15 protein-coding genes are annotated in these 17,691 nt (G+C 32.5%); 14 read left to right on the top strand and 1 reads right to left on the bottom strand.

Annotation, left to right across the window (positions count from 1 at the left end; genetic code table 11):
- Positions 1 to 14 precede the first annotated feature (14 nt).
- The 9 genes from HMPREF9943_RS04225 to HMPREF9943_RS04185 all read left to right on the top strand — a co-directional run bounded on the left by HMPREF9943_RS04225 (position 15) and on the right by HMPREF9943_RS04185 (position 8,693).
- Entirely contained in the window at positions 15 to 494 is a 480-nt protein-coding gene (locus HMPREF9943_RS04225; protein WP_004802335.1) for a hypothetical protein, read from the top strand.
- A gap of 80 nt (positions 495 to 574) precedes the next feature.
- A complete protein-coding gene (locus HMPREF9943_RS04220; RefSeq protein ID WP_051053879.1) occupies positions 575 to 820 on the top strand; it encodes a hypothetical protein in 246 nt (81 codons plus the stop codon).
- Positions 821 to 921: 101 nt separating this feature from the next.
- The gene (locus HMPREF9943_RS04215; RefSeq protein WP_004802333.1) at positions 922 to 1,275 is read left to right on the top strand and encodes an immunity 51 family protein; all 354 of its coding nucleotides are present in this window, start codon (positions 922 to 924) and stop codon (positions 1,273 to 1,275) included.
- A gap of 316 nt (positions 1,276 to 1,591) precedes the next feature.
- Positions 1,592 to 2,071, top strand: coding sequence for a hypothetical protein (locus HMPREF9943_RS04210; RefSeq protein ID WP_004802331.1), 480 nt, complete (start codon positions 1,592 to 1,594; stop codon positions 2,069 to 2,071).
- A gap of 583 nt (positions 2,072 to 2,654) precedes the next feature.
- Positions 2,655 to 2,864 carry a hypothetical protein gene (locus HMPREF9943_RS04205; RefSeq protein WP_004802329.1) on the top strand — a complete coding sequence of 70 codons (210 nt, stop codon included), beginning with the start codon at positions 2,655 to 2,657 and terminating at the stop codon, positions 2,862 to 2,864.
- Positions 2,865 to 3,299: 435 nt separating this feature from the next.
- Positions 3,300 to 4,937 carry a malolactic enzyme gene (locus HMPREF9943_RS04200; protein ID WP_004802327.1) on the top strand — a complete coding sequence of 546 codons (1,638 nt, stop codon included), beginning with the start codon at positions 3,300 to 3,302 and terminating at the stop codon, positions 4,935 to 4,937.
- 168 nt (positions 4,938 to 5,105) lie between these two features.
- Positions 5,106 to 6,092 (top strand): IS30 family transposase, encoded by a 987-nt coding sequence (locus HMPREF9943_RS04195; protein WP_004802325.1) that lies wholly within the window; start codon positions 5,106 to 5,108, stop codon positions 6,090 to 6,092.
- A gap of 116 nt (positions 6,093 to 6,208) precedes the next feature.
- Positions 6,209 to 6,709 carry a hypothetical protein gene (locus HMPREF9943_RS04190; protein WP_004802323.1) on the top strand — a complete coding sequence of 167 codons (501 nt, stop codon included), beginning with the start codon at positions 6,209 to 6,211 and terminating at the stop codon, positions 6,707 to 6,709.
- Between the two features lie 706 nt (positions 6,710 to 7,415).
- A complete protein-coding gene (locus tag HMPREF9943_RS04185; protein ID WP_004802321.1) occupies positions 7,416 to 8,693 on the top strand; it encodes a hypothetical protein in 1,278 nt (425 codons plus the stop codon).
- 1,430 nt (positions 8,694 to 10,123) lie between these two features.
- On the opposite strand, the gene HMPREF9943_RS04170 is transcribed toward HMPREF9943_RS04185, so the two are convergent.
- Entirely contained in the window at positions 10,124 to 11,245 is a 1,122-nt protein-coding gene (locus HMPREF9943_RS04170; protein ID WP_004802319.1) for an IS110 family RNA-guided transposase, read from the bottom strand.
- 1,111 nt (positions 11,246 to 12,356) lie between these two features.
- Between HMPREF9943_RS04170 and HMPREF9943_RS04160 the strand changes: the two genes are divergently transcribed.
- The 5 genes from HMPREF9943_RS04160 (at position 12,357) to HMPREF9943_RS04140 (ending at position 17,629) form a co-directional block, all read left to right on the top strand.
- Positions 12,357 to 13,922: a helicase HerA-like domain-containing protein gene (locus tag HMPREF9943_RS04160; protein ID WP_004802315.1), complete on the top strand. Its 1,566-nt coding sequence runs from the start codon at positions 12,357 to 12,359 to the stop codon at positions 13,920 to 13,922.
- A gap of 141 nt (positions 13,923 to 14,063) precedes the next feature.
- Positions 14,064 to 14,975: a metal ABC transporter solute-binding protein, Zn/Mn family gene (locus HMPREF9943_RS04155; RefSeq protein ID WP_004802314.1), complete on the top strand. Its 912-nt coding sequence runs from the start codon at positions 14,064 to 14,066 to the stop codon at positions 14,973 to 14,975.
- On the top strand, positions 14,959 to 15,681 hold the full coding sequence (locus HMPREF9943_RS04150) for a metal ABC transporter ATP-binding protein (RefSeq protein WP_004802311.1): 723 nt from the start codon (positions 14,959 to 14,961) through the stop codon (positions 15,679 to 15,681). Before HMPREF9943_RS04155 ends, HMPREF9943_RS04150 begins: the two co-directional genes overlap by 17 nt.
- A complete protein-coding gene (locus HMPREF9943_RS04145; RefSeq protein ID WP_040402601.1) occupies positions 15,663 to 16,526 on the top strand; it encodes a metal ABC transporter permease in 864 nt (287 codons plus the stop codon). Before HMPREF9943_RS04150 ends, HMPREF9943_RS04145 begins: the two co-directional genes overlap by 19 nt.
- Entirely contained in the window at positions 16,523 to 17,629 is a 1,107-nt protein-coding gene (locus HMPREF9943_RS04140; RefSeq protein WP_004802307.1) for a metal ABC transporter permease, read from the top strand. The genes HMPREF9943_RS04145 and HMPREF9943_RS04140 overlap by 4 nt, the downstream gene beginning before the upstream one ends.
- The last annotated feature ends 62 nt before the right edge of the window (positions 17,630 to 17,691 follow it).

The following is a 17,691-nucleotide window of genomic DNA, read 5'->3' as shown; positions in this document are numbered from 1 at the left end:
GTGGAGGTGACGATATGATTGCATTGGAATTAGCTTTATACTGTTTCCTGTTTACAATAATGGTGAGATATGCTGTGAGAGGTGGAGCGATTGATGGGTTGTATTTTTATCCGAAGATTGTTCAGGAGCGAGCCATCGAGATAGGACTAACCACAAAAGAAGTAATGCAGCGTAAAAAGAAGATCTTCATGACTGAATTTTATATTATCATGTTGGTTGCACTTGTATTTATAATTGGTGTGTGCCATAAGGTATCGGATTTCAAAACAGCATATCTGCTGGCATTGCTTTTTTTAGAGGTTATGAACTGGTATGACGGTATCGTGATTGATAAAATATGGGTAGGACACAGCAAGTTTTGGATACTGGAAGGTTGCGAAGAATTGCCATTTATTCAAACGTGGAAGCAAGTATTAAAAAAGCGAGGTTTTCTTACCCTGATTTGGATTGCCGGGGCAGCAATTGTAGCTGAAATTGTTGTGCTGATTTTCTAGCATATTCTAAAACTTTCATATTGCTCAATTGAATATAATAATTTGCGAAACAGTAAATCAATGATGTGTAAAAGGATTTATTGTTTTTTATTGCTCAAAACGAATATGAGATCAAAAAACTCAATGCAGAGAAATATTTGAAAGAGCATTTAGGCGAAAGCAAGACCTTAAATGTATCTCAATGGAAATCGGAAGTAACAGCCTTGAAGAAAGAAAAAGATAGTCTGTATTATCAAATCATAGACCTACGAAAAGAAGTCGAACAAGCTGAAAGTGTTAGAAGCTGTATAGAGAAATTGCAACAAGAAAACAGAGAACTAACATAGGTAAAGAAACAAGAATTAGACCTGTAAAACTAATTGAAAATATGGTATGATACTAAAAATATTGAGTGAAGCAAATTAAAATTTGAAAGGAGCACATTGATATGAAAGTTACAGAACAATTTGAAAAAGAAATTACCCCGTTTTTCTGGGTAGAACATGAAGAAAGTGCTTCTGTTTGCTTAAATGTAGGAGAATATCTACAAGAAATTTTTGATACTCGTGCGGATGAAGGATTTGAGGGGAACGGTTATGATTGGGGAAGTTTAGCACAAGTATTTTTGGACGAACAGTGTTCGGATTTGCAAGAAAAAATAGACTTTGACCCAGAGGGCAGTATGTTCTGTGTCTATTCAAAAGATAAAAATGCACTGGCAGATTTTATTCTTCGTTTCAAAAAAGCCTGTGAGAATAAACCCTTTATTTTAGACTTATTCAGTCGAGCTGAATTAGACTAAAAATTCAATCTGATAACTTCTAGTTTGCCTAATTGAATATAATAATTTGAGAAACAGTAACTCAAAAAGGTTTGCTGTTTTTTTCTTGCTCAAATGTTAAAAGAAAAAACGTCAATTATGAATGAAATTTTTGAAAACAATATTTTTACTTAGTAATTGAGAAAGATTAACCATGAATTTAGTACAAAAAAATTCTAAGTATGCAGTAAATAAAAATTTATTGGTGGTAGTAAGTTTTTAAAAATGATAAAATATTGGACATAATCAACTAATAAAAGATAAAGAAGATAATTAAAAGTTAAGGAGATGAAAAAATGTGTTAAACAATAGAATCCTTTGTCACTTTTTATGCTATATTTTGATTTTTATACTTGGTGGTATTTTAATTACAAGATTTGCAAGATTACTAAGTTATTTGTTTTTTGTAGATGATTATTTTACAAAACATTTCAATGAAATGGAGCCGATTTTCAAATTAAAAAACAAAAAATTAGCTTGGGTATTGAGTTTTCTTTTACCAATTCCTATTATCTGTGCCCTATATTTTCTAAAATTTTCAAATATTGGTGGTTTCCTTAGCTATCTTTTACTTTTAACTAAACCAAAGACCGCATTTTATACTTTGAGCTATATATATTTTTCAGAGGGTCTTGTGTTTTTGATTTTTATATTAGAGCAGAAATTAGCAAAAAAACTGTATAAGAGTAAACAGAGGATGATATTAGCAGCTTTATTTTATGCTATTCTTATTATTTGCTTGTTTATAATTTTAATAAAATATATGTCTACATTTTAGAGGTAAGGTAGATTATATAACATATTATATTAAAAAATACTATCAAGATGAAAAAATATGTACTGGACTGAAGAATAATTGAAACTGATTTAAATGATTGGATAAGTGAAACAGATGAGAGAAAATTTTATATTGATAGCAGCTTTTCTATGATGGGTTATTTGTTACAAGTCATTTTACTTTGTATAGATTTTGGCATTTACGGGATATTTGAATAAAATATCCGGATTTCTAATTATTGCTATTATTTTAATAATTGTACTTGTAAGATGGGAAATGGATAACTAAAAAATTGATAGAGAACAGTAAATTAAAGAAATTTACCGTCTTTATTTTTCAGCGTTAAAAAAAGCACAAATAAAATAGTGCTTGGCAAAACGCTTTCAAGGGATTATGTTATTAACAGGGGAAGATATGAAATACAAGGAACGAGAATATATTAAAGGAGCAAATCAGGCAGTTAAAAAAATACCATAAAATAGTATAATGCTAGCTGAGTGTGGTAATTAGATTAATGACAATGAGGCATTTCTGTTATATATGAGATTGTAAATAATTTAGAAGATTTTGTGAGGTATAGCTAATGAAAAGATATGAATTGACAGCAACAACGGCAAAATCAGATATTATTGCCGGTTTAATGTTTCCTGTGATAATAATGACTCCTATTTTGGCAATACAATTAATTTCATTTTATTTAAAACTTAATGATTTTTTTAAATCATATCCGGTGCTTCTTTTATTGATAGTATTGGTGTTTCTTAGCGCAAGTTTTCTTTTAGTTAAAAAGTGATTGGGTGTTGGTGTTCAGAATTCTACTGAAGACATGAAAAAGTACTGTGATTATATAACGGATGCTACTTGTGATGAAAATGCAGTTGCAGAGGTTATTCATAGATTTGTTTTAAACAATTTATAAGTGAACATTAATAATTAATAGATAAAGTGATAAAAACACGAAAGTAGTTTTAAGTGGGGACAATATTCAACTTATATGCATTTTGCTTGTTCTTTTAAACGTATAATAAGGTATGATAAAACTAATTTTAAATAAAATTTAGAGTGTTTTGAAAAAATGAGAAAGATAATAGGAAGTCAGCATACATCATTATTTTGAACATATATTAAAAACATAATCTGTAAGGCTATACTAATATGTTGTGTTTATGTTATATATATATATATATATATATCAATGATAAAAAAATATTAATTTGGAGGTATTAACATGAAAAAAGGCTATGCGTTATTAAATGATCCGTTTTTGAACAAAGGAACAGCTTTCACTAAAGAAGAAAGAGAGCAATTAAGATTGGTTGGGCTAATACCTGATCGTATTCAAACCATTGAACAACAAACAAAGCAAGCTTATGAAAATTTTCAAAAAAAGGTAGATAATATTGAAAAAAGACATTATCTTATGGAAATCTTCGGAAGAAACAGAACCTTGTTTTATAAACTTTTTAGCCAACACGTGGAGGAGTTTATGCCTATCGTATACGATCCGGTCGTAGCAGATGCAATTGAAAACTACAGTCATTATTTTGTAGAACCTCAAAATGCAGCATTTATTTCAATTCACCAAAAAGATAATATCGAAACTATCTTAAAACAAGCAGCTGACGGTCGTGATATTGAACTTATCGTTGTCAGTGACGCTGAAGCTATTTTAGGTATAGGTGATTGGGGACTTAATGGTGTAGGTATATCGGTAGGCAAATTGATGGTATATACAGCAGCAGCCGGTATCAATCCTACGAAGATTTTGCCTGTAGTATTGGACGCAGGTACAAACAGACAATCTTTATTGGATGATCCTCTTTATCTTGGAAACCCTCAAAAACGTGTTTACGGTGACGATTACTACAATTTTGTGGACAAGTTTGTCAATGCAGCAGAGTCATTGTTTCCAAATTTATATCTACATTTTGAAGATTTTGGAAGAGGTAATGCGGCAAACATATTAAATAAATATAAAGATAAGTATGCCGTGTTCAATGATGATATAGAAGGAACAGGCATCATCACTTTGGCAGGTATTTTGGGAGGATTAAATATTTCAAAAGAAAAGTTGAGCGATCAAATCTACCTTTGTTTCGGTGCCGGAACTGCAGGAGCTGGGATTGCAGACAGAGTCTTTAAAGAATTCGTGCAGCAAGGGATGAGTGAGGAAGAGGCACGTAAGCATTTCTACCTTGTAGATAAGCAGGGACTTCTATTTGATGATATGGATGACCTTACTCCACAACAACGACCTTTTGCCAGAAAACGCAGCGAGTTTGACAATGCAGATAAACTTGTTGATTTACTTGATATTGTCAAGACTGTAAAACCGACAATCATGGTAGGTACGTCTACTGAACCGCATACTTTTACAGAACAGGTGGTAAAGGAGATGGCAAGCTATTGTAAAAGACCGATGATTTTCCCGTTAAGTAATCCTACAGAATTGGCTGAGGCAACCGCAGAAGATTTAATAAAATGGACAAATGGGCGTGCCTTGGTTGCTACAGGTATTCCCAGTGCAGATGTAGAATATAACGGTGTGAAATATGAAATAGGACAGGCAAATAATGCTTTGATTTATCCGGGTTTAGGATTGGGTGTTATCGCAACAAGGGCAAAATTTTTATCTGAAGAAATGATATCAAAAGCTGCCCACAGTTTAGGTGGAATAGTGGATACGAATAGACTCGGAGCGGCAGTTCTGCCACCTGTAAGTAAATTAACTATGTTTTCGGAAACAGTAGCTATAGGTGTAGCAAATGAAGCGATTGCACAAAATCTAAACCGTGAACCGATTTCAGATGTGAAACAAAGGATACAAAGCATTAAATGGTGTCCTGAGTACAAGTCATTAATCTAATATGCAAATACTAATACTGTACCGACCCCAAAAGTTAGACCAAAAAAGCTAACGATAGGAGGTTGGTATTTTTATGACTTGAATTTATAATCTAAGTGCAACTAAAAAAGATTCATAGCTTTCTGATAAAATAGTGTTTGCAAAGACATCTAAAAATCAGGAGGAGCCATGAATCATTATACTCATTTTACACTAAAAGAGCGCGAAATGCTAAAATATTTTATTGATATAGGCAAAAATCAAACAGAAATTTCAATTTTACTAGGGAAAAACAAATCGTCTATATCAAGAGAAATTAAAAGAAATAGTCAAAATGGTGAGTACATACCTTGTGAAGCCCATGACAGATATAAAAATAGACGCTTTAATTGTAGACCAAGAAAAAAGCTAGATAATCCAAGTCTATATGAATGTGTAAAGGATTTATTTTTGAGGCATCAATGGTCTCCGGAACAGATTTCCTCTCGATTGAAATTTGAAAATTCAAGCTTCACTATTAGCTACAATACAATTTACAGGGAAATATATAATGGTCGTTTTGATGAAAAAGGACTATCGCATGGAAATAGAGGAGTCATTCGCAAACTACGACATCGTGGTAAAAGCCGTCATACAAAAAATTATGAAGAAAGACGTGGCAAAATTCAAATTAATAATTTAATTACAGATAGACCGGATCCTGCAAATAATCGAGAACGATTAGGTGATTGGGAGGCTGATATAGTTATGGGACAGACCGGTAAGGCTTGCTTAGTAACATTAACTGATCGAAAAAGTAGGTATCTACTATGTAAAAAAAATGCAAAAAAGAATTCATTTTTAGTCAAACAAGCGATGATTGAGCTTTTAGAAAATCAACCTCTAGAAACAATAACTCCGGATAGAGGGAAAGAGTTTTCTAAACATGCAGAAATTAGTCAGGAGTTGAATTTAGTAGAGTTTTATTTTCCATTTCCACATCATCCTTGGCAAAGAGGAACAAACGAAAATACCAATGGATTGTTGAGAGAATATTTCCCGAAGACTGTGGATATTAATCAATCAGATAGCTATGTTGAAGCAAAAATGAAAGAAATGAATCTTAGACCGCGCAAATGCTTAAATTGGAAAACTCCATACGAGGTTTATCATTCAGTAGAGTTGCATTTGACTTGACAATTCAAGGTCTAAAAAACATAGTGATAGTTTCAAAAGACGGAGGTTGTTATTATTTTAATAGAAGTGTATAATCAATTAGAATATTTTTTAAATAAGAAAGCAGGGGTAAATTTATGAATCAGACTATTTTAATTATTTTAATTGTTACAGTTTTGTGGCTGATATTTTTTATTTTATTTATGTTTATAACTAAAAGAAATAAAGCAAAAACATCTTCTTTTATTGTAAATAATAAAGATAAAGCTATTGTCCATTTATATTGTCGAAAAACTAAGATAGATAATCAGGATATTTCTGTTTTTAATCCTGTTTCCGGTGAAAATCTAGAAAAAATAGTAGCATTATCATCTGGAAATCATTTTTTTGAAGGTATTTTTGAGTCAACAGAAATATTTTTAGGGAAAACAAGGAATATAAAAACTGAAAAAATACAGTTCAATCTTTATTTGGAAGAAGGACATACATATACAGTAGCAATGTATTCATATCCTCCAAAAGAAAGAAAAGATTATAATACAGATAGTACTGGAACTGATATTTTGACAATTCCTTTAAGTTTATATGAAGGAAGTGACAATATAAAAGCATATATTATCTGCTATAGAGAAGATTAGATATATATAGTGCTACACACGTCAAGATTTGACGGTGCTTTCTATATGGAAATCATCAACATGTCATGGTATAATAAGTTATCTTATCGATTAAAGAAAGTGAGCACAAAGGAGCCTGACGTGCTTAAAAACAATATAGAATTTGATGTGAAAACAAAATACATTGAAGCCGGAATCACCTAGGCAAAGCTTGCAAAGGAAATCAGTACATATGCTTCCTACATAAACTGGGCGAGCCGCAGCAAGGAAAGCATCGTCAACAACACGCTTGTCAAAATGATGGAAGCTCAGGGGTATGATATTGAGCTAAGGTATGTGAAGCGTGAGGAAGAGTGATGGATGTAAAAGTTTTTTTGGCGGGATGTGCTTTCCCAGAACAGGGAAGCCCTGCAAGCTTATTTTTGCAAGGATACCGTTATCCACTGACATTGCACGAACGAGAAATTTAGTGCTCAGGAATATATCAAAGTCAATTGTGATTATCCTGGCGAAGTTGGAGAAGCACGAATTACGGCTGTGAGCGTTTTTTCTAAAAGACAGGAGCGCATCCTTTCACGCCGTAAGTTTTATAAAACTCAAAGATAATCTGATCTCGGAGCTTGATGAATATTGGTCTGGTGATGAGGAAATACCTGTATGGAGACTGAACTTGAGAATAGAGGTATCAATTCAAGAAAATTAGCTTTGAATAGATAGGAGGAAAATAATGAAATTGGAAGAGAAAAATCGTTTGAAGTTTAAAGCCATGAAATGTAATACTTGTGGAGCACCCGTTTACTATGATGCCGCGCAAAATGGATTTTCTTGTTTGTACTGCAGAAATGTAATACCTTATGAAGGTGATGATGGCGTTGAGGAGACATCCTTTCATCTCGATCACATTCCAATCACCGTTGAACAAGAGTGCTATTGCTTGGATCAACTTGGTGAGAGCCGCGACATGATTCATGGAAAAGGCTGGAAGCAGGATCGCAATTGGCAGTATATCATTAAACAAAAGTTTCTCGATCATCAACAAAGGCAAAACTATAGAACAAGAGAACTCCTGATTCATAGTTGTCCCATGTGCGGTGCTCAGGTCGAAGCTTTTGCTTCCCAAAATATTTGGCATTGTGATTATTGCCGCAATAAGTTTATCAAAGACGAGATCCTGCAATCAAAAGCCTATAAATCATACGAAGTGATTGATAATGGCAATGATTTACTCCCTCATTTCGCCATCCCATTTTCAGTTTCCAGAGAAGAAGCAAAGCGTGTTATTTTACGGTTTGCCGCCTTAAGACCGAATGCTTTTAAGGAACAAAATCTCGAAAAAAGAGTCGATGAGCTTTGGCAATTTTATGTACCCTTTAGAATTAGCGATTCAAGTTTCTTAGTCGAAGTCGAGAATGAAAAAGGCACCGCATTGCTTTTGCAGGACTATATAAACTTGGTCACTCCGATTACTCACGATCACAACCAGCACATGTTGAATGATATCGGTCCCTGGGACTTGTCAGCTATTGCTCCATTCTCCGCAAAGTTTGCGGAAGGTGATATCATGTTTGATGAGAGTTATAAGGCGGATAGCTCGCCGGCCTTATTCATCAGGGAGAATACATTAAAACCGGAAATTGTCACGACAATCAAGAAATTATATCCTTCGAAAAACTATCGCATAAATTGGATAAGAGAAGAATTAAGAACAGTTAAAACGGCCATGTTGCCGGTTTATTTTCTTGATAAGATGAGCAACGGAATTAAAGTTTACTTTATGGTCAATGGGCAGACCGGAGCTGTTTGCGCGTTAGGCCGAGGGCAGATGGAAGGCAGGGAGACATTGTTTGCTCCGGGGAATGTAGATATAAATAGCTTTCGGGAGACGACATTAAAATCAGGCTGGCAGCCGGTGGTCGAACAAAAATCGCAAATTTACAAACGTGTTTCAGCAGATGAAGCGTTTAGAAAAAAAGGATTATTAAAACGACTATTTGAGAAGAGATAATTATTACTAAGCGAAAAGGCATCGGAAGCGAGTTGATTCACACTGTTGTAGACAAATTCAGGGATGTATGTTAGATAAAGTTGCTGCCGGATAACATGGAAAAGATCAGAACATTTTATAGTTCAGTGAGCTTTACTCTGGCAGATGATTTTGGCTACATGACATTCAAATATGTGAATGTAAGGAATGAGTCAACAATGGATTCTCAAAAAATTGATGCTTCTCAAAACAATCAATGATGAGAACCGGAAAGCTTATAATCCGATTTAGAGATATATTCGGCGCTGAACCTTCGCTTTGAGGGAATAAATCTACATGGTTTCTCAGAGAGTTTAGTTAGCAGTTTAGAAGTTGTGGAAGACGGAGTGTCGGCTTTTTTATCGGTAGAACTGTTCATATATTGTCAGTATATTAGACAGCGGCAATTAAAATTGTGAGGATAAAAATGTACAGAATCGAAGTAGATACATTCTTGTTAGAGCTGTTTCCGGAGATTCATGAATAGGATTTTATATATCATGTAAATGTAACTCTTGGTGTGAAGGTTTCCAGTTATAGCTATTCAGCGGACACCTTTGTGGATGCCTGTGTTTAGGGAATTGCTGAATTTGCTTTACAGTTGAAGGCTCTATATGAAACACTGATTGGAGAAGTAAGACTGGAAGAACCGTATAGCATTCATAATTATATTGAATTTATTGCTGAAACAGGCGGTTATATCAGAGTAATAGGATGACTGAACAACAGTGTTTTCGGCTGCACACAGGAAATAACCTTTGAAAATGAGATTGATCAGACTTACCTGAGAACATTTGTTAAACAGTTGCTTGCTGGCTTCAGCAAATATACCGAATGACAAATAGGAATAGGAATTTGTGTGAATACAAAGATGTTAAGAAATTTGATAAAGGTTTTCCATATAAAAAAAACTAAAATTACCGGGACAAATCTTCTAATTGAAACAAAGCTTCTTACTACGATGATTTCAGTAAGAAGCTTATTTATTAACCTGATAGCTAAAATGTTAAAGATATTTATTGTAAAAAAGGCTATTGTCAAATATTTTTGATAGATTTAATATCTCTTATAAATTATAAATAGTAGTAAAGAGAAAGGAGGCTTTTAAGTGGACACTGGAGAAAAATTGAAAGAAGCTCGAATAAAGGCAGAGTTTACACAAGAGCAGGTGGCAGAAAAACTTCAAGTTTGTAGATAAACAGTGTCTAACTTGGAAAATAATCACTCTTATCCGGATATTTTGAATGTTCTTATTATGAGTGAAATGTATCAGATAAGTTTTGATCAATTATTAAAAGGAGCTAACTATTAAGAAGTAAAGACTTTTTTAAGAAATTTTAGAGTGATAATTTTGGACGCACTGAAAACAGTGCATAAAATGCACTTTTTAAAAATTGTTCAGTTAGTTCAATTTAATATAGTTTTGAAGGGTCAAAGGTATTGCCGGTCATCTCAAGAATAAATATTACTCTCAGTAGTTTCTTTACTACATGTGACTGTGCAACTCTATATGCTTTCCCTTCACTACGTTTTTTATTATAAAATGTTTTAAATGTTTCGTTATGCATAATGATGTAGGGTACTACATTAAATAAGGTTCGCCTTAGATTGGATGAGTCATGTTTCACCATTTTACCTTCATGGTAAGAAGTACCGGATTGGTAAATAGATGGTTCTACACCGCAAAAAGCACACAGTTGTTTTGTATTATTGAAACGGGAGAAATCTCCAAATTCACCAATAATAGAAGCTGCAGATATAGCTGATATACCCGTTATGCTTACTATTGGAGAGTTAATTGTAGACATGATAGAATTGATTTCTTTTTCTATTTTATCTATTTCGTTGTTTAAACATTTTATTATTTGTAGATTTGCGGAGATTAAAGAATCATTGTAGTCAAAATGATGACCACATGTATTCCTGGATTTGTTGTGTAGTAATACACAATCATTATAAGATAACTTACTGATACGTTTTACAGTTTGATATTTATTTAAAAGATATAACGCTGTATCAATGAATTTATTATTAAAGAACCCTTTAAATTCAGGAAACTCGACATCTAGAATATCAGTAAGCACTATCTGATGCTTACTACGTTCATCGATTAATGAATTTCTGGCACGTGTCAGTTGTTTTAAAGCTTCAGTATAGTATGATGAGTATACATAGGTTCTGGAAGCACCTGTTGATACGAATCGTGCTATTTGGGAAGCGTCGATTTTATCAGTTTTGTTTTTTCTATTGGACATAGCGTTAGTAAAACGTTTGACTTGAAGAGGGTTCAGTTCGTCAAAGTCATATTCAATAGATGATAGAAAGAGTTTTAAATTCTTTCTATAAATACCGGTTGCTTCTAGACCTATTTTGATTTTTTGGGAATAATTCAATGCGTCTAGAACCAACTTTAGTTTGTTGAATTCTTCTCTTGTATTTTCAAAAGTGAAAGATTCTAACACAGTCTCACCTTCAGAAGTGAAGATGAAACAGTCGTGTTTATACTTGGCAATATCAATGCCGACATAATACATATAAGTTTCCTCCTTATGAATGTGATATATGGGCTGGCCTTGAACACAGTGTTTTTACATGAGCCTAATCTTGTGTGAAATGAAACATCAAGTGTTATCTAACTAATCAAAGCTGTAAATAAAAAACTGTGGTCCGATACTCCTTTAAATGGTCTACGCCACAGTGAAAAAAAACAAATCCACAGCCCTAAATAAATATTAAATTATAAACAATTCCCAAGAAAGGAAAATATTATTTAAATACCAGAGATATCGGATAATTAAATAATACAAGATGAAAAATTAATAGAGCATATGCAAAATAGTATTATTAATAACAGCTTTTCTAATCTTGCAGTTTGCCAATAATCGAATAATATTTATAATATTATTTATTCTTATGATAATGGATATGAGTGCTTTACTGTTTGAGATTGTAAAGAGAATATAGGAGAATAATAAAATGAATTATCTATTATTAATTGGTTTTTCGATACTATTTGTAGGGATATTTTTTACATGGTATCAACTATATAAAATAGTCTCATGTGATACAAAGCGCCGTGGATTGCCTCATCCTAAAGCAATTAGTTTTATTCTAAGTGGTGGACAGCGGACAGCGTGGTGAAGGATTATTAATATATCTTATTACCAGAAAAAATATTGTATTGTTGATAAAAGTGAAGATCTGGTAATATAAATTTTTCGTTATAAAAAGCTTGCTGGAATAGGTATTGTTTTTATGATGATAGGAGCTATTCTATCAGTATTAAGAATTAGTTTATTGTAAACATTTAGATATATAGTCAGAAAGTCTAAAAGAGATTTTCTGATTTTTTATTATCGATAAATTATCATAATTAGTGCAACACTATAAAACTCATAGTTAATCAGCTATGTTAATATGTAAGTGAGCAAATAAAACATATAAGTGTTATGGATGTACTTTTATTTATTATAGAGACTTGCTGATAATGCACCTGATTTTAATGTGTTTAAAGTGATTTCTTAACTGTTATTTCAATATATCTTTAATAGTTGCTTATGATTTTACTAATTATAATATTCATTGAATATGGCTATCTATTTTTCTTATGATACTATATAATATTATATAGGGAGGCTTATTGAGATGTATAAATATAATAAAATATGGATTGGTAATAATGATAAAGGAAATATGATAAGTTTATTACCACAATATGCGAATAGACACGGATTAATATGCGGTGCAACCGGTACAGGTAAAACTATTACTTTAAAGGTACTGGCTGAAACGTTTAGTGAAATGGGTGTTCCGGTATTTATGGCAGATGTAAAAGGAGATGTATCCGGGATGATGAAACCGGGAACTGATAGTGCCGATATGCAAGAAAGAATTAAAAAATTTAAGCTTGATGAAGCTGGTTTTCAGTATTCAGGATGCCCTGTTACATTCTGGGATGTTTATGGTACTAAGGGAATACAGCTTAGAACAACAATATCTGAAATGGGTCCAATACTGCTTTCTAGAATACTTGATTTAAATGATTTACAGTCTGATATTTTGTCTGTTGTATTTAAGATTGCTGATGATAATCAATTGCTTCTAATTGATACAAAAGATTTAAAGGCAATGCTAAATTATGTAGAACAGAATACTGATCAGTTTCAAGCAGATTATGGGAAAATATCAAGTGCTTCTATTGGTGTTATTATACGATCAATCGTTGCTTTAGAATCTCAAGGCGGAGATATATTTTTTGGAGAACCTGCTCTTAATATCAGTGAATGGCTGACTTTAGGAAATGATGGAAAAGGCATGATTAATATTTTAGATAGCAGTTCTCTTGTAAATAATGGAAAGCTATATTCTACATTTTTATTATGGCTGCTTTCAGAACTCTTTGAAGCTTTGCCGGAAGTAGGGGACACAGAGAAACCAAAAATGGTTTTCTTCTTTGATGAAGCACATTTATTATTTAATGATATTTCAAAAACATTGCTTACTAAGATTGAACAGACTGTAAAGCTTATTCGTTCAAAAGGTGTAGGTGTTTATTTCTGTACTCAGAATCCTAATGATATACCAAACAATGTCTTAACACAGCTTGGTAATAAAATAGAACATGGATTAAGAGCTTATACACCTGCTGATCAAAAGAGTGTTAAAGCAGCTGCTGAAAGTTTTAGAGTGAATCCGGAATTTAATACATTTAATGCCATTCTTAATTTAGGAACTGGTGAAGCTGTTGTTTCATTTATTGATGAGAATGGTATTCCATCAATAGCAGAGAAAGTTAACATTATGCCACCAAGATGTAGCTTTGGTGCCATTACTGATATTGAAAGAGAGCAAACTGTAAAAGGTAGTCTTGCATATAGCCGTTATGCAATTTCTCAAGACCCTGATTCTGCTTATGAATTTCTGCAAAGACATCAGGAAGCATCTGCAATTCGAAAGGAAGAAGAAAAAACACAAGAACTGGCAGAAAAAGAAATGATTAAACAAGAGAAATTAGCTGCCAAAGAAGCAGAAAAAGATTTAAAAGCAAGACAGAAAGCTGTTAAAAGTGTTGGCAGTACACTAGCTGGAACTGTTGGCAGAGAACTTGGTAAACAAGCCGGCAAATCATTTGGCAGTTTTGGAAAAACACTTGGCGGTAATGTTGGGGCACAATTGGCCAGAAGTATTCTTGGCACTTTCTTTAAAGGTTAATCTAAAGGTACTTGGTGTACCTTTTTCTATAATAAAAATAGTAAGTTAGTCATAACTTACTATTTTTATTATTTTCCTTTACTTAAAGATAAAAAATATGTATACTGAATATGGTTAGACATAACTAACTAGGAGGTATATATGAAAAAAATATTAATTATTATAGCATTATCAATGTTTATGCTTATGACAGGATGTTCTAAGCAAAGCACTAAAACAAAGAAAGATGTTGTTGTAACAACATCATTTTTGGCAGACATGGTAAGTGTTATTGCCGGTCAGGATGTCAATGTTCATACTATTATTCCGGCGGGAGAGGATCCTCATCTTTATACTGCCAAAACAAAAGATCTTGAGGTTATTAATAAAGCAGATTTACTTTTATATCATGGTTTACACTTTGAAGGTAAGATGGAGGATGTTCTAGAGAAAAAAGGAAAAGCAGTGACTAAAGATTTTAAAAAAGAAGAGATTGGACGTATGGAAGAAGATGGGCATACAATCATTGATCCGCACTTTTGGTTTGATATTAATCTTTATAAAAAAGCTGTTAGTAAGGCGACAGACTATCTTTCTAAATTAAATGAGGATAAAAAAGAGACATATTATAAAAACAGAGACGCGTATTTAAAAAAACTTGATGATTTACATGCTGAAAATAAAAAGAAGCTTGAGAAGATACCGGCAGCTCGACGTTATCTTGTTACACCACATGATGCTTTTAATTATTTTTCTCGTTTATATAATATACAAGTTGTTGCTCCTCAGGGAGTAAGCACTGATTCGGAAGTTGCAAATAAGGATATTGAAACGACAGCTAATTTTATTCTTAAGCATAAAATTAAAGCAATATTCTCTGAAAGTACGACTAATCCGGAGCGTATGAAGAAATTACAAGAAGTAGTTAAGGCAAAAGGTTTTTCAGTAAAGGTAGTAAGCGGGGAAGGGCAAGAATTATTTTCTGATTCACTGGCACAAAAGGGGAAAGATGGTGATACATATATTGAAATGTATCGTCATAATATTAATTTAATCTATGAAAACCTTAAATAAATCTATTGTACATATCGAAGATCTTTCCTTATCTTATTATGAAAAACCTGTTATTTATGATATCGATCTGGATATTTATGAAGGAACAGTTTGTGCTATTATTGGACCCAATGGTGCCGGGAAATCAACTTTAATCAAAGGAATGCTCGGTTTTCTGAAACCATTAACCGGCTTTACGCTTTTCTTTGATAAATCTTTCAAAGAGGTACATGATCGAATCGCTTATGTACCTCAATGGGAGAGTGTTGAGTGGAATTTTCCGATTACTGTTAAAGAGGTTGTTATGATGAGTGATACTTATCGGCTTCCTTTATTTAAAAGACCTGATAAACTGATGAAGGAAAAGGCCCTTTCTGCATTAAAAGAAATGGGTTTGGAAGAATACAGTGATGTTCATATTTCACAATTATCCGGCGGACAGAAACAGCGTGTTTTTATAGCTAGAGCACTTAATCAGCAAGCAGATCTCTATATTATGGATGAGCCGTTTGCCGGAGTAGATAAGAAATCAGAAAGTATTATTGTAGAACAATTTAAAAAGCTGAAAAATGAAAATAAAACAGTGCTTGCTGTACATCACGACATGATTACGCTGGAAGACTATTTCAATGATATTATTCTGCTGAATAATACTATTAAGGGGCATGGCAGCTATCAAAATCTTTTTTCGGATATGACACCATTAGAATGGATGAAAAGACAATGATTCTTACAAATTATTCATTTATCATAGTTGCTTTAGGAACAGTTTTTTTAGCTATTAGTGCAGCTATTGCCGGAACAGTCAATGTTTATAAAGGACAAAGCTTAATTAGCGATGCTATCGGTCATGCTTCATATCCGGGAATCATTTTTGCTTTTATAATCTTTCAGACAAGGAATCCTTATTTACTTCTGCTTGGATCATTTTTATCGGGAATGCTTTGTTATCAGTTAATACAATGGACTCATCGTTATTCCAAGCTTCATTTAGATGCATGCTTAGCAATTTATCTGACCGGTTTTTTTGGGCTTGGAATGGTCTTAAAAAGCGTTATACAGGGTGGTCGGTTTCATGCCAGCCAGTCCGGTCTGGAAAAATATATATTTGGGCAGGCCGCTTATATGGTTGAGGATGATGTTAAGCTGATTATCATCATTGCTTTCATTGTTTCTGTTCTCTTTATCCTCTTTAAACAAAAGCTGATAATTTATATATTCGATTATGAATTTGCTTTTACTCATATGATTGCTACTTCTCTAATGAAAAATGTTATTCTTATTATGACTATTCTAACTGTTTCGATAGGTTTAAAAGCAGTAGGAGCAATCTTGATTAGTTCATTTATGATTCTGCCTTGTATTTTTGCTAATCAGTTATCTAAGAAATTTAATCATGTTATTATATTAGGAATATTATTTTCAACAATAAGTGCATTTATTGGCAGTTATTTAAGTTGCTTATACAGTGGCTTGAGTACAGGTCCATGTATCATTATTATTATGTCAGTATTGACTTTACTAGCAATTGTTTTTGGTAAATATGGTTTGATAAGAGGGAAGCATTTATGATTAATATATTACTTGTTGCTTCGGTCACAACCTTAGCATGCAGCCTTTTAGGTCCCTATCTTGTTTTACGAAAGCTATCAATGACTGCTGATGCAATCAGCCATAGTGTTTTACTGGGAATAGTTTTGGCATTCTTTATAACTTATGATCTAAAATCACCTTTGTTAATTATAGGAGCAATTATTTTTGGATTGTTTTCAGTTTATTTCATAGAAAGTTTGGGAAAAACAAAAAAAGTTAATTATCAGGATGCGATTGGTGTTGTTTTTCCGATGTTCTTTGCTATGGCAGTAATACTTATCAGCAGATTTGCCAGAAATGTTCATTTAGATACTGATATTGTATTGATGGGTGAATTGATTTTTACTTCATTAGATACTGTATCTATAGGTTCATTAGTTTTACCATTGGCATTTATTAAAATGCTTATTCTCTTTATTATTAATTTAATTGTAATAATCGCTCTATTCCAAAAGATAAAAATCATATGTTTTGATTCTCAGTTTGCTTTTATTAAAAATATAAGAACTCATCTTATCTATTATCTTATAATTACATTAACTTGTATTACTATCGTCAATGCTTTTGATTCAGTCGGAAGTATTCTTGTATTATCACTATTAATTGGTCCTGCTGCCAGTGCATTTTTAATCACAAAAAGATTATATAAAATGTATATATATAGTTTGTTAATAGGATTAATAGACACACTTATCGGTACAGTTTTTTCTGTTATATTTAATACATCCATATCAGGAATGATAGCTTTTGTGATTATGGTTCATTTTATACTTATATTATGTTTTCATAAAGAAGGTATTATTAGACAAATTATTGTCAGAAAACAACGTCAAAAAGAGTTATATAAACAGTTATTTATTATTCATATTGGAAATCACCAGAAAGATGGCAGATATCTAACAGAAAATAATAATTCTCTAATTTATAAACATTTACATTGGTCGGATAGACAATTAAAGAGAGTTATAAGATCTTTAATGATGAATCATTTCATTGAATTAAATAATAACTGCTATCTGTTAACTGATAGGGGACAAAAATACTATAATGAACTTATGAGAAATCAAGATAGCTCAATCTAATATTAATCTGTTATTGGGAATAAACCCCAATAACAGATTTTTAATTAGTATTTCAGTATGTT

It is taken from the genome of Eggerthia catenaformis OT 569 = DSM 20559, from assembly GCF_000340375.1.
Taxonomy (GTDB): Bacteria; Bacillota_I; Bacilli_A; order Erysipelotrichales; family Coprobacillaceae; genus Eggerthia; species Eggerthia catenaformis.
Note: the sequence above shows the minus strand (reverse complement) of the source record. Positions and strands in the feature narration are given on the sequence as shown.

What these genes read in the sequence shown, in the direction of transcription:
- HMPREF9943_RS04225 (WP_004802335.1), top strand. Translation starts at nt 15, where the DNA reads ATGATTGCATTGGAATTAGCTTTATACTGTTTCCTGTTTACAATAATG.
- HMPREF9943_RS04215 (WP_004802333.1), top strand. Translation starts at nt 922, where the DNA reads ATGAAAGTTACAGAACAATTTGAAAAAGAAATTACCCCGTTTTTCTGG.
- HMPREF9943_RS04205 (WP_004802329.1), top strand. Translation starts at nt 2,655, where the DNA reads ATGAAAAGATATGAATTGACAGCAACAACGGCAAAATCAGATATTATT.
- HMPREF9943_RS04200 (WP_004802327.1), top strand. Translation starts at nt 3,300, where the DNA reads ATGAAAAAAGGCTATGCGTTATTAAATGATCCGTTTTTGAACAAAGGA.
- HMPREF9943_RS04195 (WP_004802325.1), top strand. Translation starts at nt 5,106, where the DNA reads ATGAATCATTATACTCATTTTACACTAAAAGAGCGCGAAATGCTAAAA.
- HMPREF9943_RS04190 (WP_004802323.1), top strand. Translation starts at nt 6,209, where the DNA reads ATGAATCAGACTATTTTAATTATTTTAATTGTTACAGTTTTGTGGCTG.
- HMPREF9943_RS04185 (WP_004802321.1), top strand. Translation starts at nt 7,416, where the DNA reads ATGAAATTGGAAGAGAAAAATCGTTTGAAGTTTAAAGCCATGAAATGT.
- HMPREF9943_RS04170 (WP_004802319.1), bottom strand. Translation starts at nt 11,245, where the DNA reads ATGTATTATGTCGGCATTGATATTGCCAAGTATAAACACGACTGTTTC.
- HMPREF9943_RS04160 (WP_004802315.1), top strand. Translation starts at nt 12,357, where the DNA reads ATGTATAAATATAATAAAATATGGATTGGTAATAATGATAAAGGAAAT.
- HMPREF9943_RS04155 (WP_004802314.1), top strand. Translation starts at nt 14,064, where the DNA reads ATGAAAAAAATATTAATTATTATAGCATTATCAATGTTTATGCTTATG.
- HMPREF9943_RS04150 (WP_004802311.1), top strand. Translation starts at nt 14,959, where the DNA reads ATGAAAACCTTAAATAAATCTATTGTACATATCGAAGATCTTTCCTTA.
- HMPREF9943_RS04145 (WP_040402601.1), top strand. Translation starts at nt 15,663, where the DNA reads ATGGATGAAAAGACAATGATTCTTACAAATTATTCATTTATCATAGTT.
- HMPREF9943_RS04140 (WP_004802307.1), top strand. Translation starts at nt 16,523, where the DNA reads ATGATTAATATATTACTTGTTGCTTCGGTCACAACCTTAGCATGCAGC.